This window comes from Microbacterium sp. STF-2 (assembly GCF_034650155.1).
GTDB lineage: Bacteria > Actinomycetota > Actinomycetes > Actinomycetales > Microbacteriaceae > Microbacterium > Microbacterium maritypicum_A.
On the sequence record NZ_JARKMW010000001.1, the window covers coordinates 1,868,918 to 1,883,745 of the forward strand.

Consider the following 14,828-nt stretch of genomic DNA (forward strand, 5'->3'; position numbering starts at 1 on the left):
TCCTCGCCGGAGCCTCAGACCCTTGCGGGCACGAGCTCGTCGCGAAGGATGTCGGCTCCCGCGCTGAGTGCTCGGAGCTTGCCACGCGCGACGTCACGCGACACCGGAGCCATGCCGCAGTTCGTGCTCGGGATGAGCTTGTCGGCGTCGACGAATCGGAGGGCGTTGCGGAGGGTGTCGGCGACCTCGTCCGGGGTCTCGATGGTCGGGCTGGCCACGTCGATGGCCCCGAGCATGACGTTCTTTCCTCGAATGAGCTCGATGAGGTCCAGAGGAACGTGCGAGTGGTGGCTCTCCAGTGAGACGGTGTCGATGATCGAGCGCTGCAGAAGCGGGAAGGACTTCTCGTACTGCCGCCATTCCGCGCCGAGGGTCGCCTTCCAGTCGGTGTTCGCCTTGATCCCGTATCCGTAGCAGATGTGCACCACGGTCTCCGCGCGCAGTCCTTCCGCCGCTCGCTCGAGCACCGCCACGCCCCAGTCCTGCACATCGTCGAAGAAGACGTTGAATGCCGGCTCGTCGAACTGGATGATGTCGACCCCGGCTGCTTCGAGCTCCTTCGCCTCCTGGTTGAGGATGGTCGCGAACTCCCACGCCAGCTTCTCGCGGCTCTTGTAGTGACGATCGTAGAGAGTGTCGATCATCGTCATCGGGCCGGGCAGCGCCCACTTGATCGGCTGATCGGTCTGCTGACGCAGGAACTTCGCATCCTCCACGAACACGGACTTCTCGCGGCTCACGGCCCCGACCACCGTCGGCACGCTGGCGTCATACCGGTCGCGGATCCGCACGGTCTCGCGCTGGTCGAAGTCGACGCCGGAGAGGTGCTCGATGAACGTGGTGACGAAGTGCTGTCGGGTCTGCTCCCCGTCGCTGATGATGTCGATGCCGGCCTCGCGCTGCTCTTGGACGGCGATGCGCAGAGCATCCTGCGTACCCTCGATCAAGGCGTCGCCCTGCAGTTTCCACGGAGACCAGAGCGTCTCCGGCTCGGCCAGCCAGGAGGGCTTCGGCAGACTGCCGACGATCGAGGTGGGGAGCAGCTCGCGCACGATCGGCGATCTCTGGTTCGTCATCCGACGGCCACCAGGGATGCGGCGGAGGTGCCGGCCGCCCACTGCTCGAGCAGCTCACCGTGCGGGGTCATGAGGTGCGCATCGGCGTACTGCCCCTGCTCGGCCGCGAGCCTGCTGCGCTCCTCGCGGTCGTAGGCGATCTTGGTCACCGAGTAGTCCTGCTGTTCCAGAGTCGGCCGGTAGATGCTCGCGGCCTCGGAGTTCGCATTGTAGATCTCCGGACGGTAGATCTTCTGGAACGTCTCCATCGTGCTGATCGTGCCGATGAGCTGGAGGTTGGTGTAGTCGCTCAGCAGGTCCCCGCGGAAGTAGAAGGCCAGCGGGGCCACGCTGCCTCGCGGCATGAAGTACCGGACCGAGAGGCCCATCTTGCCGAAGTACTCGTCGGTCAGCGAGCCGTCCTTCTGCTCGTACTCGACACCGAGGATGGGGTGGTGGTTCTCGGTGCGGCGGTACGTCTTGCTCGTCGAGACGCTGATGCAGATGACGGGCGACAGCGAGAAGCGCTCCCGGTAGGCCTCGGAATCGAGGAAGTGCTGGAAGAGCTTGCCGTGCAGATCGCCGAAGTCGTCGGGGACGGTGAAACCCCCCGCGGCCTCGCTGGCCGCCGGCAACCGCACACTGAAGTCGAAGTCGCGGATGTACGACGAGAAGTTGTTGCCCACGATCCCCTGGGTGCGCGTGCCCGTCGACCGGTCGACGATGGTCACCTCCAGCACCTCGAGAAGAGGGAACTCCCGATCCTCCCCCTCCGTGGCGAACTGGATCGCGACCGAGACGATCTCGAGTTCGAGGGTGTAGCGGTCACGGCTCGGGTTGTCCCAGTGCGCCAGATCGTTGAACCGCCGGTCGATCATCGTCAGGGCATTGCGGAGGTTCTGCTGACGGTGCTCGCCGCGCGCCAGATTGGCGAAGTTCGTGGTGATGCGGGAGTCGTCGGAGGGCGAGTAGTCCTCGTCGAAACGGGTCGTCGTGATGCGGAACGTGAATTCGGATGCCATGAGCGGCCAATCGGTGGGATGATCGGCCGGGCTCGGCCTCGATCGGGGGTTTCTCCATGATGACGAGTGCGGGCGCCCATCGGGTAATGCGCGCGAACTATGCCGTGACATAGGCTGAATCTATGGCCAAGCGTTCGAGCGGCATCACCCTGCAACAGCTCACCTACTACATCGAGGTCGCTGCGGAGGGATCGATCAGCGCCGCCGCCGACCTGCTCTACGTCGCCCAGCCCACCATGTCGGCGGCGATGAAGGATCTGGAGAGCAGAGTGGGGCGCGTGCTCCTCCTCCGCTCCGCCCGCGGCGTGACGCTCACGACCGACGGTGTGGAGTTCCTCGGATACGCCCGGCAGGTCGTCGAGCAGGTCGCGCTCCTCGAACAGCGCTACCTCGGTCGTCCGCCGTCGCGACGCCTGCTCGGAGTGTCGACCCAGCACTACTCGTTCGCTGTCGACGCGTTAGTGCGGATGGTGAAGGCGACCTCGGCTGCCGAGTACGAGTTCTCTCTGCGGGAGACGCGGACGTGGGACATTATCGAAGACGTCCGCACGCTCCGCAGCGAGCTGGGGATCCTCTACCGGAACGACTTCAACCGCAACGTGATCGACAAGCTGCTCCGCGACTCCGGGCTCGCCTTCCACCCGCTCTTCGTCGCACAGCCGCACATCTTCATCTCCCGCAAGAACCCCCTTGCCACCCGAGATCGCGTGACCCTCGACGATCTCGCCGACGTGCCGAGGCTCACCTTCGACCAGGGTGCGAACAACTCCTTCTACTTCGCCGAGGAGATCCTCTCCACCCTCTCCAGCCCCCAGGACATCCGCGTCTCCGACCGCGCGACCATCTTCAACCTGATGATCGGCCTCGACGGCTACACCATCTCGACGGGCATCATCAGCGACGACCTCGACCCCGAGATCGTCGCCATCCCGCTCGACGTCGATGAGAACATCGAGATCGGCTGGATCGGGCATGCGGCGATCCCCCTCACCGAGCAGGCACAGCGCTACCTCGCCGAACTGCGCACGGTGGTCTCCGAGTTCGGGGTGGAGTTGCTCGGGTGAGGGGTACGCCTCCGGGGGGAGAGGAGCTCCGCCTCCACAGGGCACCGAAAGATCGTGCACCCCGCCAAAGATCCTTATACAATGGCTTATACAGAACTTCCGCGAAGGAGGAGCCATGGCCGTCACATCGATTGACATCGACCCCGACGAGCTTCAGCAGGCCAAGAAGCTTGCCGGCACGACCTCCAACCGCGAGACGGTGGATCTCGCGCTGCGCACGCTCATCGCGGTGCGCCGCCAGCCCGCCGCCGTGGAGCGCATCATCGCCCGCCACTTCGACACTGACCAGATCGACGCGCCGACGATCGCTCCGGACACGGGTCCGGATCCCGACACGGGCGCTCGCCGGGAGAAGAGCACCGTTCGGTGACCACTTACCTCGTCGACAACAGCATCTGGCAGAAGGCAGGCAGGAGCACGGCGATCGGCGACAGGCTCCGGGCCCTGTCGCCGAATCACCTGATCATCACGTGCCCGCCGCAGGTCCTCGAGTACTGCCACTCCGCGCGCAATGCGAAGGAGTACGCAGAGTTGCGTGCGGACATGGAGGGGCTGCTCCCCGCGTGGGAACACCCCGACGAGCGTGACGCCCTCGACCTTCAGCAGGCGCTGTGGGACACAGGGCTCATGAGAGCAGCCGCAGCCTTCGACTGCCTCATCGCCGCATACGCGGTCGCCAACGACGCAGTGATCCTGAACTCGGACCAGGATTTCGGGTACATAGAGATGGCGACTGAGGGACGAGTCCGCCAGGAGTACGTCGCGGCCTGAGGTCAGACACATGTGAGCGTGCGGCGCCATCGAACTTCCAGGCAAGAGCGCTCGCTCTCGGAGAGCCCCGTGATGATACGGAAAAACCCCCTCACTCGGAGGGGGCTTCCATGGCGGTGACGGTGGGATTTGAACCCACGGTAGGGGGTTACCCTACACAACTTTTCGAGAGTTGCACCTTCGGCCGCTCGGACACGTCACCGCGGAATAGCTTACGCGACGCGGGGCCCGCACGCGAATCGACACCCGCACGCCGCCGCGCACGTCACCAGGCGGCGGCGACCTCGGCGTGCGTGCGCAGGATGCCCTCGGTCGATCCGGCGGGCGCGCGCCCGATGCCGCACTCGGTCGCGACCCCGAACTCGGTGGCGAACGGAGTCGCGGCGGCGACGCGACGGGCGGCGCCCTCCACCCCGTCCTCGCGGTGCACGAGGCCCAGGTAGAGCTCGCCGACCGGGGCGAGGCCTGTGAGCGGGGCGAAGTAGGCCTCGTCGTCGTGGTCGATCGGCACCGGCAGGTGCAGCCACGTGAGCGGACGGGCGGATGCCGCCACCACGGCGTTCGCGTAGCGGACCAGGTTCGCGGCGTCGCGCGGCTCGAAGAAGTGCTTCTCCCCCGCGTCGCCGTAGCAGAGGTGCACACCCACCTCGACGTCGGCGGGCACCGCATCGACCAGTGCGGCCAGGCGCGAGACCAGACCGTCGAACGGGTCGCCGGGCCACCACGCCTCCATGACCGCTCCGTAGCCGGCGGCGCGCTCGATGATGCCCATCTCGCTCGCGACGTCCCACTGCACCGCGAGGTCCTCGTGCGGGATGGCCTCGAGGATCTCGTCGAGCTCGCGCAGGATCGCGGCGGTGTAGACGGGCTCGATCGCGGCGCGGTCATCGCCGTGGAAGAAGGAGGAGATCACGGCGAGCGGCGTCGGCAGCGACACCTGGAACCGCACGCCGGCGGGCACCGCGCCCTCGGCCCGCAGCCGCTCGAACACCGCATACGACTCGATCGCGGCTGCGGCGTACCCCAGCGGCGGCATCTCGATGCTCGCGGCATCCACTCCCTCGGCGATGCGCAGGCCGCGGGCGTCGATGCCGGCGGGGAACGGGATGGGTACGTCGCCTGTGCGCTCGATGCCCTCGGCCTCACCGATCACGTCGGGCTGGAACATGATCCAGTGGAACCGCTTGCCGACCTCGCCGTCCGGAATGCGACGGAGCCGGGTGCCGAGCAGTTCCGCAGCGGTGCGGATCGTGGTCTCGGCATCGTCGTAATTCACGCTGCCCACGAGGAGGGCACCCTGCGGCTGAGTCATACCCCTCAGGATATCGACGCTCCCGTCGGGCCTTTTCCCCGGCGAGACCCCCACGCTGCGATGGGCATTCGAGTTAGGATGGCCTAAGAACCCGCCGCCTGTGGGGGCAGCGATGACGGGAAGGTATTCATCATGGGCTTCATCACGTCCGAGGCGCTGTCCGAGACCGGCTACGTGGTCCTCGACGACCACACCTCCGCCACGGATCCCGCCGAATGGTTGGGCCTGGAGTACGTCGGCTGGCGCTCCTCCGGCATCACGCGCTTCGCCCCGCTCACCAGCTATGCCGGCGACGTCGACTGCAACGGCTTCTGGAACCACACCCCGCCGCGCACCGACAAGGATGGCGTCTGGGTCGCCTCGCAGGTCGCGGTCGCCCCGACGCTCCAACGCCGGGCACAGGAACCGGGCGCCGGCATCGGCCGCTGCCGCGTGATCGAGCTGCAGCCGAACGAGTACGCCGACGCGATCTACAACCTGCATCAGGACGACAACAACCGCCTCAACGAAGAGGGCACCGGCTGGGTCGTCCGCGGGTTCTTCAACCTCTCCGACGACACCGAGTCGATGTTGATCCTGCGCGCCGACCGTTTCGATCCGGCGACCGAGATCCGCCTGCCGCTGCGCGCCGGCTCGCGCATCATCGTCGACACCCAGCGCTTCTGGCACGCGGTCTGGCACCGCGGCACCGCCCCGCGGTACGCGCTCATCACGTCATGGACCAGCGGCCCCGAGCTCGACGCCTACATCGCCGCCAACCACGGCGACCCGCACCCGAAGACCGTCGATCTCGACCCGCAGTTCGTCGACGATGCGCAGGTCGAGCTGCACCGCCGCATCGAAGAGCGTCGTCGTGCCTTCGAGGCGCAGGGCATCGTGATGGAACCGCCCGTCGACATGAACGTCTGAGGCGACGGCCCGCGGGTCTCCCCACAGGCTCCTTCTCGCTGCCCCTCAGATCGTGCGGCCGTCGTGGATCCGCACCACGCGGTCGACCGTTCCCGCGGGAGGCGCCACGTGCGAGATCAGCAGCACCGACTGCTCCCCCGCGGCCTGCAGCAGATCACGCAGCAGGGCATTCGATGCTTCCGGATCGACCCCCGCCGTCGGCTCGTCGAGGACCAGCACGGGGAAGCCGCGCAGCAGCGCCCTGGCGAGCGCGATCCGCTGCGCCTGACCGCCGGACACCAGCGCGCCGCGGTCGCCGACCCGCGCATCGAGGCCCCCACGCTCCCGTACCCAGTCACCGAGTCCGACCCGCTCGAGCACCGCCTGCAGGTCTTCGTCCGAGGCGGAGTCCCGCGCGAAGAGCAGGTTCTGGCGGATGTCCTCGTCGAACAGCTGAGGGCTCTGCTCGCACAACCCGATCACGCGTCGCAGCGCCGGACCCGAGAGCTCCGCGGCATCGCGACCACCGACCAGATACTCGCCCTCCACGCGCAGGAAGCCGACCAGGGTCGCCGCGAGCGAACTCTTGCCCGCCCCGCTCGGCCCCGCGACCAGCACCCGTTCGCCGGGTCGGAGGTCGAGATCCACGCCTCTCAGAGCGGGCGTCCCGCCAGGCCAGGTCGCACGCGCGTCGCGCAGGCTTACAGCCGGGGTGCCTTCGAACTCGACGTCTTCACCCGCGTCGGCGCGCAGCTCGGCCGGCATCCGCTCGGGCAGCACGTCGACGATGCGCTCCGCGCTGGAACGCACGCTCCGCCACGATGCGGCGGCGATCGGCACCGCGCCGAAGATCTCGAACACCACCATCGGCACGAGCACGGCCACGGCCAGCCACGGCCCGTCGATCGAGCCGTCCGAGAGGCCGGGAGCCGCCGCGGCGAGCGCCCAGACCGAAGCGACTCCGGCGACCGCGGAGACCACGCCGGCGGCTACGGCCTGCGCGAGCGAGGCACGGTCGACAACGCGTCGCAGCGCGGCATCCGCTGCGGTGATCCGTGCACGGGCCTGCTCCTCCGCGCCATAGGCGATGAGCACGTCGAGGCTGCCGAAGTAGTCGACGAGGGCCGCCGAGAGCTCGGCCCGACGTTCCGAGACCTGCGCTTCGGCGCGTGAACCGAACACCCACCCCAAACCGATCGCGGCTGCCGCAGCGACGAGCAGGCACACGGCCAGCGTGAGCGCGGCGGCGGGCGATACGAACGCGATGAACCCGACGGCCCCGACAGCGACCAGAGCGGCGACCCCGAGCGGCTGCACCACCCGCAGCGGCAGGTTCTGCAGGTTCTCGACGTCGTCGACGAGAGCTGCGAGCACCTGTCCGCGATCCGTCGCGCCGAGTCCCGCCGGCGACAGGGGGATGAGTCGGCGCACCATGTCGGCGCGGGTCGAGGCGAGCTGACGCAGCGCGGCATCGTGTCCGCTCAGGCGCTCCAGATAGCGGGTGACCGCGCGCGAGACGGCGAAGAAGCGCACACCGACGACGGCGATGGACAGCGGCACCAGCGAGTCGACGATCGATGCGCTCACGATCAGCCACCCGCTGACGGCGAGCAGGCTCACGGCGGCGGCGGCCGAGAGCAGACCCCAGATCAGACCCGGCACGAAGCGGCCGAGCGGCGGTTGCGCGAGTCGCAGGATGGCGCCGACCCGGTGACCGCGGGAATGCACGGTGTCGGTTGTGCGGGGTGCAGTCATGCGTTCACCCCCAGCTCCACGATCTGATCCGCGATCTCCCGTGCGGTCCGACGGTGGGAGACGAGGAGGATCGTCGCACCGGCATCCGCCTTCTCGCGCAGCGATCGCCACAGCCGGTCCTCGGTCTCGGGGTCGAGTGCACTCGACGGCTCATCGAGTGCGAGCACGCGTCCGGACGCCGATGCCTGGCGATACAGGGCTCGAGCGACAGCCACCCGCTGCGCCTGCCCACCCGACAGCCCCGCTCCCTGCACGCCGAGTTCCAGCGCGGGGTCGATCCCCTCGGCGCAGGCATCGTCGAGCGCATCGCGCACCCGGTCGGCATCCGGCTCAGGATCACCGAGGGTGACGTTCGCCGCCACGGTCCCGCGCGTGAGGCCAGGTGCCTGTCCGGCCCAGGCGAGCCACACCGAAGGCGCGATCCCCCGCACGTCCGCGCCGCCGTAGGACGCCGTCCCCTCGAACTCGACCGCGCCCCGGAGCGCGGCCAGCAGCGACGACTTCCCCGACCCGCTCGGCCCTTCGAGGACCGTGATGGTCCCCGGCCCGGCAGCGAACGACACGGGCGGCAGGTCGCGCACCCGCAGACCGTCGACCACGAGGTTTCCGCCCTTCGCCGGTTCCACCTGCATGACCGATTCCCGGATGCCGGGGGCTTCGACGGCGATTCCTCCGGCATCCGTCGAAAGCTCCTGCATCCGTGCGCGCTCCCCTGCCGCATCCAGCACCTCGAACACGTCCTCCGTCGCCGCAACCCCTTCGGCAGCAGCGTGGAACTGCACCCCCACCTGCCGGATGGGCAGGAACGCCTCGGGAGCGAGCAGCAGCACGAACAGCCCGACCTCGAGAGTCAGATCACCCGACAGCAGCCGGAAGCCGACCGACACCGCGATCAGGGCCACCGCGATCGAGGCCAGCAGCTCCATCGCGAAGCCGGACAGGAACGAGAACCGCAGCACCTTCATGGTCTCGCGGCGGTACTCGTCCGCGGTGACCTCGATGCGGTCGGCAGCGCGACGATCGCGCCCGAACAGTCGCAGCGTCGACAGCCCCTGCACCGTGTCGGCGAAGCGTGCCGCGAGGCGCTGCAGCGTCTGCCACTGCCGCGTCTGGACGGTGCGGGTCGCCATGCCGATCAGGATGAGGAACAGCGGGATCAGCGGCAGCGTGATCACCGCGGTGAGTCCGCTCGGCCAGTCCTGCCACCACATGACCGCGACGAGCACCGGCGTCGCGATCACGGTCAGCACGAGCTGCGGGATGTAGCGCGCGAAGTAGGCATCGAGCGCTTCGAGTCCGTGGCCCGCGGTCACCGCGAGCGCGGTCTGGTTGCGTTGCGCGAGCCACCCTGGCCCGAGTTTCCCGACCGCAGCCACGAGCGCCGTGCGCAGCTGCATCCCCGTCTTGGCGGCCGCCCGTGTCCCCGCCGCATCAGAGGCAGCGATGAGCAGGCCTCGCAGCAAAGCCGTGAGCAGCAGCCAGAGCAGCGACGAGGTGACGTCCCGCCCCGCGAGCGCCCCCGTGATCGCTTCGGTCAACAGCCACGCGAAGGCGATCGTGACCGCGGTCTGGACGACGCCGATCAACGCGGATGCCGCGAGGAAACCCCTCGCGGCACCCGCGTATCTCAGCAGTCTCGGATCGACGGGTTTCACGCGTGTGCCGGAGCCCCCTCGATCGACTTCCGGGTGACCCGCTTGCGGAAGACCCAGTAGGTCCACGCCTGGTATGCGAGCACGAGCGGCATCGCGATCAAAGCCGTCCAGCTCATGATCTGCAGTGTGTACGGGGTGCTCGACGCGTTGGCGATCGTGAGGCTGTACGCCGGGTCGATCGTCGACGGCATCACGTACGGGAACAGCGCGGAGAAGAGCATGACCACGGCGAACAGCACCGTGAGCATCCCGGAGAAGAACGCCCACCCGTCGCGACGGACCATGGAGAGCCCGACAGCCGCGATCAGACTGACCGCCGCGAGCGCGCCGGCGCCGATGACCAGCCAGAGCAGCGGAGCCTCACGGCCCATCGCGATCGCGACCGTCCAGATCACCGTCGCGGCTGCGACGAGGATCGTCGGGATGGCGGCCTTCTTCGCGAGCTTCTGCGCGTCCTCGTGCACCTGACCATCGGTCTTGAGCGCCACGAACAGCACGCCGTGCAGGAAGAAGAGCAGCAGCGTGGTGACGCCGACCAGCAGTGCGTACGGGTTCAGCAGGGCGAAGAACCCGCCGACGTAGATGTGGTTCTCATCGATGGCCACGCCCTGCACGATGTTGCCGAACGCGACGCCCCACAGCAGTGCGGGAACGACCGAGCCGATGACGATCATCCGGTCGAAGCCGGTCTTCCACTTCGCGCTGTCACGCTGGTGTCGGTACTCGAACGAGACACCGCGCAGGATCAGCGCGAGCAGGATCAGCAGCAGCGGCAGGTAGAAGCCGCTGAACAGCGTGGCGTACCACTCGGGGAACGACGCGAACAGCACGGCGCCGGCCACGATGACCCAGGTCTCGTTGAGGTCCCAGACCGGGCCGATCGTGTTGATCACCTGTCTGCGCGAGACGTCGTTCTTGCCGAGGAACGGCAGGGACATGCCGACACCGAAGTCGAAGCCGTCGAGCACGAAGTAGCCCACGAAGAAGAAGGCGACGATGAAGAACCAGAGTGTTGCGAGATCCATGATGCTCCTCCCTCTCAGTAGACGACCGACGGCAGCTGGGCCGTCTCGTCATGCGGCTTCTCTTCGGTGTCGGGCCCCTTCTGGGCGGCCCGGATGATGAGGCGGATCTCGACGACGGCGAGCGCCGCGTAGATCGCCGTGAACGCGATGAGCGATATCAGCACCTCGAGGCCGCTGACGCCCGGCGAGACGCCGTCCTGCGTGGTCATGAGCCCGAACACGATCCAGGGTTGTCTTCCCATCTCGGTGAAGACCCAGCCCATGATGTTGGCGGCCAGCGCGAGCGGGAACGACCAGATCGCGACCTTCCACATCCACGGTGCGACCGGCTTCTTGGCGCCCTTGCGGGTGACCCAGAGGCCCGCGACGGCGACGAGCGCTGCGGCGATGCCCAGGCCGATCATCCAGCGGAAGGCCCAGTACGTGATCCACAGGATCGGGGCGAAGTCGGTCAGACCGGTGGAGGCGTACGTCTGTGCGTACTCGGCGTTGAGGTCGTTGATGCCGTGCACGCACGCGTCGAGCGTGTGCGTCGACAGCAGCGAGAGCAGATACGGCACGCGGATCGAGAACAGCTCGGAGCTGCCGTCCGGTGTGCCGAGCGTGAAGATGCTGAAGGAGGCGTCCGGCCCGCACACGGTGTTGAAGGTCGCCTCGGCGGCGGCCATCTTCATCGGCTGCGCGGCGTACATCGCGAGGCCGAGCTGGTCGCCCGTGAGCACGACGCCCGCGGTGGAGACGATCATGGCCCACAGCCCGAACTTCAGCGAGATGCGCATGGTGTCGAAGTGCTGACCGCGGGACAGGTGCCAGGCCGAGACCGAGATGACGACACCGGCGGCGAACATGAACGCGCCGAAGATCGTGTGCGGGAACGCGGCGAGCGCGACCGGGTTGGTCAGCAGCGCCCAGAAGTCGGTCAGCTCCGCGCGGTTGGTCGCCTCGTTGAACGTGTAGCCCACCGGGTTCTGCATGAAGGCGTTGGCGGCGATGATGAAGTACGCCGAAAGGATGCTGCCGATCGAGACGCACCAGATCGTGGCGAGGTGCAGTTTCTGCGGGAGCTTGTCCCAGCCGAAGATCCACAACCCGATGAAGGTCGCCTCGAAGAAGAAGGCCAGCAGTCCCTCGAATGCGAGCGGAGCACCGAAGACGTCGCCGACGAAGCGGGAGTAGTCCGACCAGTTCATGCCGAACTGGAACTCCTGCACGATGCCGGTGACCACGCCCATGGCGAAGTTGATCAGGAAGATCTTGCCGAAGAAGCGGGTCAGGTGCAGGTACTGCACCTTCGCGGTGCGCACCCACGCCGTCTGGAAGATCGCGGCGACCAGCGCCATGCCGATCGTCAGCGGCACGAAGAGGTAGTGGTAGACGGTCGTCAGCCCGAATTGCCATCGGGCCAGAGCGAGCGGATCAAGCCATTCCATGCACGACTCCTGTTCTGTGGTGCCGCTGCGTCGTGCGGTGACGCGGCGGCTCCGTTCCCTCGACCAGCGGCGCGGTGGTGTCGCGCAGCTGCACGGTGCAGTCCGACGGGAGGACAGCATCGCGTACGCACTCGGCTTCGAGTGGTCCGCCTGCCTCGTTCAGGACGCCTTGCATGAGTTCGAGGTGCACGCGGCAGAGCATCGGGCGGTCTTCCGATCGTCCGGCGGCATGCGGGCACGGGCTGAGGTCGACGGTGAGCCGACGGTCGTCGAGGACGGGCTCGAAGCCGCTCTCCTCGAGGTGCTCCACGAGCGCGTCGAGCTGATAGGTGGCTTCTCGGCCGAGTCCGGACGCCACGGCATCCGGGAGCATGCTCCGCATCAGGTCCCCACGGCGGGCGGCGGCCTTGGCCTTGTCCCGCGCCACCGGACTGGAAGCTCCGGGCGCCCCGGTGGCGGCGCTGTACAGCGTGCGCGGTCGCCCTCTCGTGGTGCGGTGCTCGATCGTGGGGATCACGTAGCCGCCCTCGATCAGGCGCTGCAGGTGCTCACGGACCGTGTTGGCGTGGAGCCCCGTGGCGTCGCACAGTTCGGTGATCGAGAGCTCTCCTCGGGTCTGCGAACTTCCCGCTTCGAAGAGCAAGTGCAGGATCTGCACCCGGGAGTAGCTCGAGATCGGCCCGCACACGGGCCCGCCGTTGGCCATGAACCCAGTATCCCGCGACGCTGCGAGTTTGCCGAGAGGTATGGCCGTGAATAAACACCTGGCCGATAGGGATGTCTGATGCCGGCGATAGCCTGGGGGCATGGCCACCCGGAAACCCGCTCCTCTCGCGTACGTGTGCACGGAATGCGGGTGGACGACCGCGAAGTGGGTCGGCCGCTGCGGCGAGTGTCAGCAGTGGGGAACGGTGCAGGAACAGGCGGCGCAGACCGGCATCCTCCGTCGCGTCGGCCCCGTCGCCCCGACGGCCGACCGTGCCGCTCGGCCCATCACGCAGATCACGACGCAGGATGCTCCGCGGCGCTCGAGCGGCGTCGGCGAGTTCGACCGTGTGCTCGGTGGCGGCATCGTGCCCGGCGCCGCCATCCTGCTCAGCGGAGAGCCGGGCGTCGGCAAGTCGACGCTGCTGCTCGAGGTCGCCGCCCAGGCCGCGCGCGGCGGGCGGCGCGTGCTCTACGCGAGCGCCGAGGAGTCCCCTGGCCAGGTGCGCCTGCGCGCCGAACGCACCGGCGCCCTGCACGACGAGCTCTACCTCGCCAGTGAGACCGATCTGGCGACGATCCTCGGCCACATCGACGAGGTCAAGCCCCAGCTGGTGATCGTCGACTCGGTGCAGACCGTCTCGTCGTCGCTGATCGACGGTGCCGCCGGGCAGCCGAGCCAGGTGCGCGAGGTCGCGGCCACCCTGATCCGCATCGCCAAGGACCGCGATCTGCCGATCATCATCGTCGGCCACGTCACGAAAGACGGTCAGGTCGCCGGTCCCCGCGTGCTCGAGCACCTGGTCGACGTCGTCTGCCACTTCGAGGGCGACCGGCAGACCTCGCTGCGCTTCATCCGCGCGCTCAAGAACCGCTTCGGCCCCACCGACGAGGTCGGCTGCTTCGAGATGACCGGAGACGGCATCGCCGAGGTACCCGACCCCTCGGGGCTGTTCCTCTCGCAAGGGGCCACCGAGCCGGGTACCTGCGTCGCGATCTCGCTCGAAGGACGACGTGCGCTCCCTGTCGAGGTGCAGGCGCTGACGGTTCCCAGCAACGCACCGAATCCTCGCCGCATCGTGCACGGCCTCGACTCCTCACGGGTGGCGATGGTGCTGGCGATCCTCGAACGGCGCGCAGGCGTGCCCACCGGCAGCCTCGACGTGTACGTGTCGACGGTCGGCGGCGTGCGCTTCACCGAACCGGCAGCCGACCTTGCGATCGCCATCGCCGTGGCCGGTTCCATCCAACAGATATCGGTGCCGCGCACCGTCGCGGCGGTGGGCGAGCTCAGTCTCGCGGGCGAGATCCGTCCGGTGACCCAGGCGGCACAGCGGCGGTCCGAGGCTGCGCGTCTCGGCTACGAGCAGGTGGTCGACGATCGCTCGAAGACGCTCCGCGCCGCGCTCGGCGATGTGCGGGCGCGTAACACCTCACGCCGCGCCGACCGCGACATCCCGCCGTTCTGACCGGTACCGCGCCGACGGGAGGCTGGGCTCAGGCGTCGAGCGCCTTGAGCAGTTCGGCGGGGTCCGCCTGCATCGGGTGGGGCCCTGCGATGTCGAGGAAGACCGTGGTGATCGGATGCGCCGCCAGGAACTTCCGCAGCCACTCCGCGCTGTAGATGCCCACGCCCGGCGGCAGATTGGCCGGCTTGTTCTTCGCGTCGCTGAACAGCAGCAGCGCGAGGTCACCGGTCTTCGGGTCACGGTATGTCCACACCTCGCCGCTGTCGAGCGGGTTGTCACGCGCCCCGGGCTTGATCAGCGGCACGACGGTGGTGCCGTGACGGAGAGCGAGAGCGACCGCGGCGACGTCCTGCTTCTCCAGGGCCTGTGCCAGAGCATCCGACCGGAAGTCCTCGGGTGCGGGCTTGTTCTTCGCGGACTTCGCCTTCTTCGCTGCCATGTGTCCAGCTTATTCACGGCGCAACACGCAGAGCGCCGATTCGGCCGTGGATACGATTGGGGCCCTCTCGAGTCCCACATTGGGGACTGGGGTACTCGAGAGGGCCCTCGGACTCTCGGGCGGCGGTGTCGAAGCGCTGGGGACGCTGTAGTTCGACGCCACTGGGGATGGCTTGGTGCCGCTGATGCGGAGAGTCGCTTCTATGGTATCCCAAAGACCCACGGATGTCAGCATCGCG

General features: G+C 68.1%; 14 protein-coding genes and 1 tRNA gene. 5 read left to right on the forward strand and 10 right to left on the reverse strand.

The features are described from left to right. Positions 1-14: 14 nt before the first annotated feature. Both MicroSTF_RS09025 and MicroSTF_RS09030 read right to left on the reverse strand, forming a co-directional pair. Positions 15-1,052, reverse strand: a complete 1,038-nt coding sequence (locus MicroSTF_RS09025) for a methionine synthase (protein ID WP_197024856.1) — start codon at positions 1,050-1,052, stop codon at positions 15-17. Between the two features lie 20 nt (positions 1,053-1,072). Beyond that, on the reverse strand, positions 1,073-2,077 hold the full coding sequence (locus MicroSTF_RS09030; protein WP_021201299.1) for a DUF1852 domain-containing protein: 1,005 nt from the start codon (positions 2,075-2,077) through the stop codon (positions 1,073-1,075). Between the two features lie 122 nt (positions 2,078-2,199). Between MicroSTF_RS09030 and MicroSTF_RS09035 the strand changes: the two genes are divergently transcribed. The 3 genes from MicroSTF_RS09035 to MicroSTF_RS09045 all read left to right on the forward strand — a co-directional run bounded on the left by MicroSTF_RS09035 (position 2,200) and on the right by MicroSTF_RS09045 (position 3,912). After that, the gene (locus tag MicroSTF_RS09035; protein ID WP_021201300.1) at positions 2,200-3,141 is read left to right on the forward strand and encodes a LysR family transcriptional regulator; all 942 of its coding nucleotides are present in this window, start codon (positions 2,200-2,202) and stop codon (positions 3,139-3,141) included. A 115-nt stretch (positions 3,142-3,256) separates the two neighbouring features. After that, positions 3,257-3,511, forward strand: a complete 255-nt coding sequence (locus MicroSTF_RS09040) for a type II toxin-antitoxin system VapB family antitoxin (RefSeq protein ID WP_315071793.1) — start codon at positions 3,257-3,259, stop codon at positions 3,509-3,511. After that, positions 3,508-3,912, forward strand: a complete 405-nt coding sequence (locus MicroSTF_RS09045; protein ID WP_021201302.1) for a PIN domain-containing protein — start codon at positions 3,508-3,510, stop codon at positions 3,910-3,912. The genes MicroSTF_RS09040 and MicroSTF_RS09045 overlap by 4 nt, the downstream gene beginning before the upstream one ends. A 111-nt stretch (positions 3,913-4,023) precedes the next feature. On the opposite strand, the gene MicroSTF_RS09050 is transcribed toward MicroSTF_RS09045, so the two are convergent. Next, positions 4,024-4,114: transfer RNA gene (locus MicroSTF_RS09050), tRNA-Ser, on the reverse strand. Between the two features lie 63 nt (positions 4,115-4,177). Beyond that, positions 4,178-5,224 (reverse strand): hypothetical protein, encoded by a 1,047-nt coding sequence (locus tag MicroSTF_RS09055; RefSeq protein WP_322955073.1) that lies wholly within the window; start codon positions 5,222-5,224, stop codon positions 4,178-4,180. A 132-nt stretch (positions 5,225-5,356) separates the two neighbouring features. On the opposite strand from MicroSTF_RS09055, the gene MicroSTF_RS09060 reads away from it, so the two are divergent. Beyond that, complete coding sequence (locus MicroSTF_RS09060) at positions 5,357-6,133, forward strand: hypothetical protein (RefSeq protein ID WP_021201304.1); 777 nt, start codon at positions 5,357-5,359, stop codon at positions 6,131-6,133. A 45-nt stretch (positions 6,134-6,178) separates the two neighbouring features. Here MicroSTF_RS09060 and cydC read toward each other — a convergent pair whose 3' ends face one another. Genes cydC through MicroSTF_RS09085 form a run of 5 tightly spaced genes read right to left on the reverse strand, consistent with a single transcriptional unit; the run spans position 6,179 to position 12,683 of the window. Continuing rightward, positions 6,179-7,867, reverse strand: a complete 1,689-nt coding sequence (gene cydC / locus MicroSTF_RS09065; protein WP_322955074.1) for a thiol reductant ABC exporter subunit CydC — start codon at positions 7,865-7,867, stop codon at positions 6,179-6,181. Continuing rightward, positions 7,864-9,522 (reverse strand): thiol reductant ABC exporter subunit CydD, encoded by a 1,659-nt coding sequence (gene cydD, locus MicroSTF_RS09070; RefSeq protein WP_322955076.1) that lies wholly within the window; start codon positions 9,520-9,522, stop codon positions 7,864-7,866. The genes cydC and cydD overlap by 4 nt, the downstream gene beginning before the upstream one ends. Next, positions 9,519-10,547, reverse strand: coding sequence for a cytochrome d ubiquinol oxidase subunit II (cydB, locus tag MicroSTF_RS09075; protein WP_322955078.1), 1,029 nt, complete (start codon positions 10,545-10,547; stop codon positions 9,519-9,521). The genes cydD and cydB overlap by 4 nt, the downstream gene beginning before the upstream one ends. Positions 10,548-10,561: 14 nt before the next feature. Further along, entirely contained in the window at positions 10,562-11,977 is a 1,416-nt protein-coding gene (locus tag MicroSTF_RS09080; RefSeq protein WP_021201308.1) for a cytochrome ubiquinol oxidase subunit I, read from the reverse strand. Continuing rightward, complete coding sequence (locus tag MicroSTF_RS09085) at positions 11,964-12,683, reverse strand: helix-turn-helix transcriptional regulator (RefSeq protein ID WP_021201309.1); 720 nt, start codon at positions 12,681-12,683, stop codon at positions 11,964-11,966. The genes MicroSTF_RS09080 and MicroSTF_RS09085 overlap by 14 nt, the downstream gene beginning before the upstream one ends. 100 nt (positions 12,684-12,783) lie before the next feature. Here MicroSTF_RS09085 and radA point away from each other — a divergent pair, with 100 nt between their 5' ends. After that, positions 12,784-14,151: a DNA repair protein RadA gene (radA, locus tag MicroSTF_RS09090; RefSeq protein WP_322955082.1), complete on the forward strand. Its 1,368-nt coding sequence runs from the start codon at positions 12,784-12,786 to the stop codon at positions 14,149-14,151. A gap of 28 nt (positions 14,152-14,179) precedes the next feature. Here the strand turns inward: radA and MicroSTF_RS09095 are convergent, their stop codons facing one another. Continuing rightward, positions 14,180-14,590 (reverse strand): hypothetical protein, encoded by a 411-nt coding sequence (locus MicroSTF_RS09095; protein WP_021201311.1) that lies wholly within the window; start codon positions 14,588-14,590, stop codon positions 14,180-14,182. Positions 14,591-14,828: the final 238 nt, after the last annotated feature.

Bases quoted from the DNA above. Each gene is read 5' to 3' on its own strand.
- MicroSTF_RS09035 (WP_021201300.1), top strand. From the start codon at position 2,200: ATGGCCAAGCGTTCGAGCGGCATCACCCTGCAACAGCTCACCTACTAC.
- MicroSTF_RS09085 (WP_021201309.1), bottom strand. From the start codon at position 12,683: ATGGCCAACGGCGGGCCCGTGTGCGGGCCGATCTCGAGCTACTCCCGG.
- radA (WP_322955082.1), top strand. From the start codon at position 12,784: ATGGCCACCCGGAAACCCGCTCCTCTCGCGTACGTGTGCACGGAATGC.
- MicroSTF_RS09060 (WP_021201304.1), top strand. From the start codon at position 5,357: ATGGGCTTCATCACGTCCGAGGCGCTGTCCGAGACCGGCTACGTGGTC.
- cydB (WP_322955078.1), bottom strand. From the start codon at position 10,547: ATGGATCTCGCAACACTCTGGTTCTTCATCGTCGCCTTCTTCTTCGTG.
- MicroSTF_RS09030 (WP_021201299.1), bottom strand. From the start codon at position 2,077: ATGGCATCCGAATTCACGTTCCGCATCACGACGACCCGTTTCGACGAG.
- MicroSTF_RS09095 (WP_021201311.1), bottom strand. From the start codon at position 14,590: ATGGCAGCGAAGAAGGCGAAGTCCGCGAAGAACAAGCCCGCACCCGAG.
- MicroSTF_RS09040 (WP_315071793.1), top strand. From the start codon at position 3,257: ATGGCCGTCACATCGATTGACATCGACCCCGACGAGCTTCAGCAGGCC.
- MicroSTF_RS09055 (WP_322955073.1), bottom strand. From the start codon at position 5,224: ATGACTCAGCCGCAGGGTGCCCTCCTCGTGGGCAGCGTGAATTACGAC.
- MicroSTF_RS09080 (WP_021201308.1), bottom strand. From the start codon at position 11,977: ATGGAATGGCTTGATCCGCTCGCTCTGGCCCGATGGCAATTCGGGCTG.
- cydC (WP_322955074.1), bottom strand. From the start codon at position 7,867: ATGACTGCACCCCGCACAACCGACACCGTGCATTCCCGCGGTCACCGG.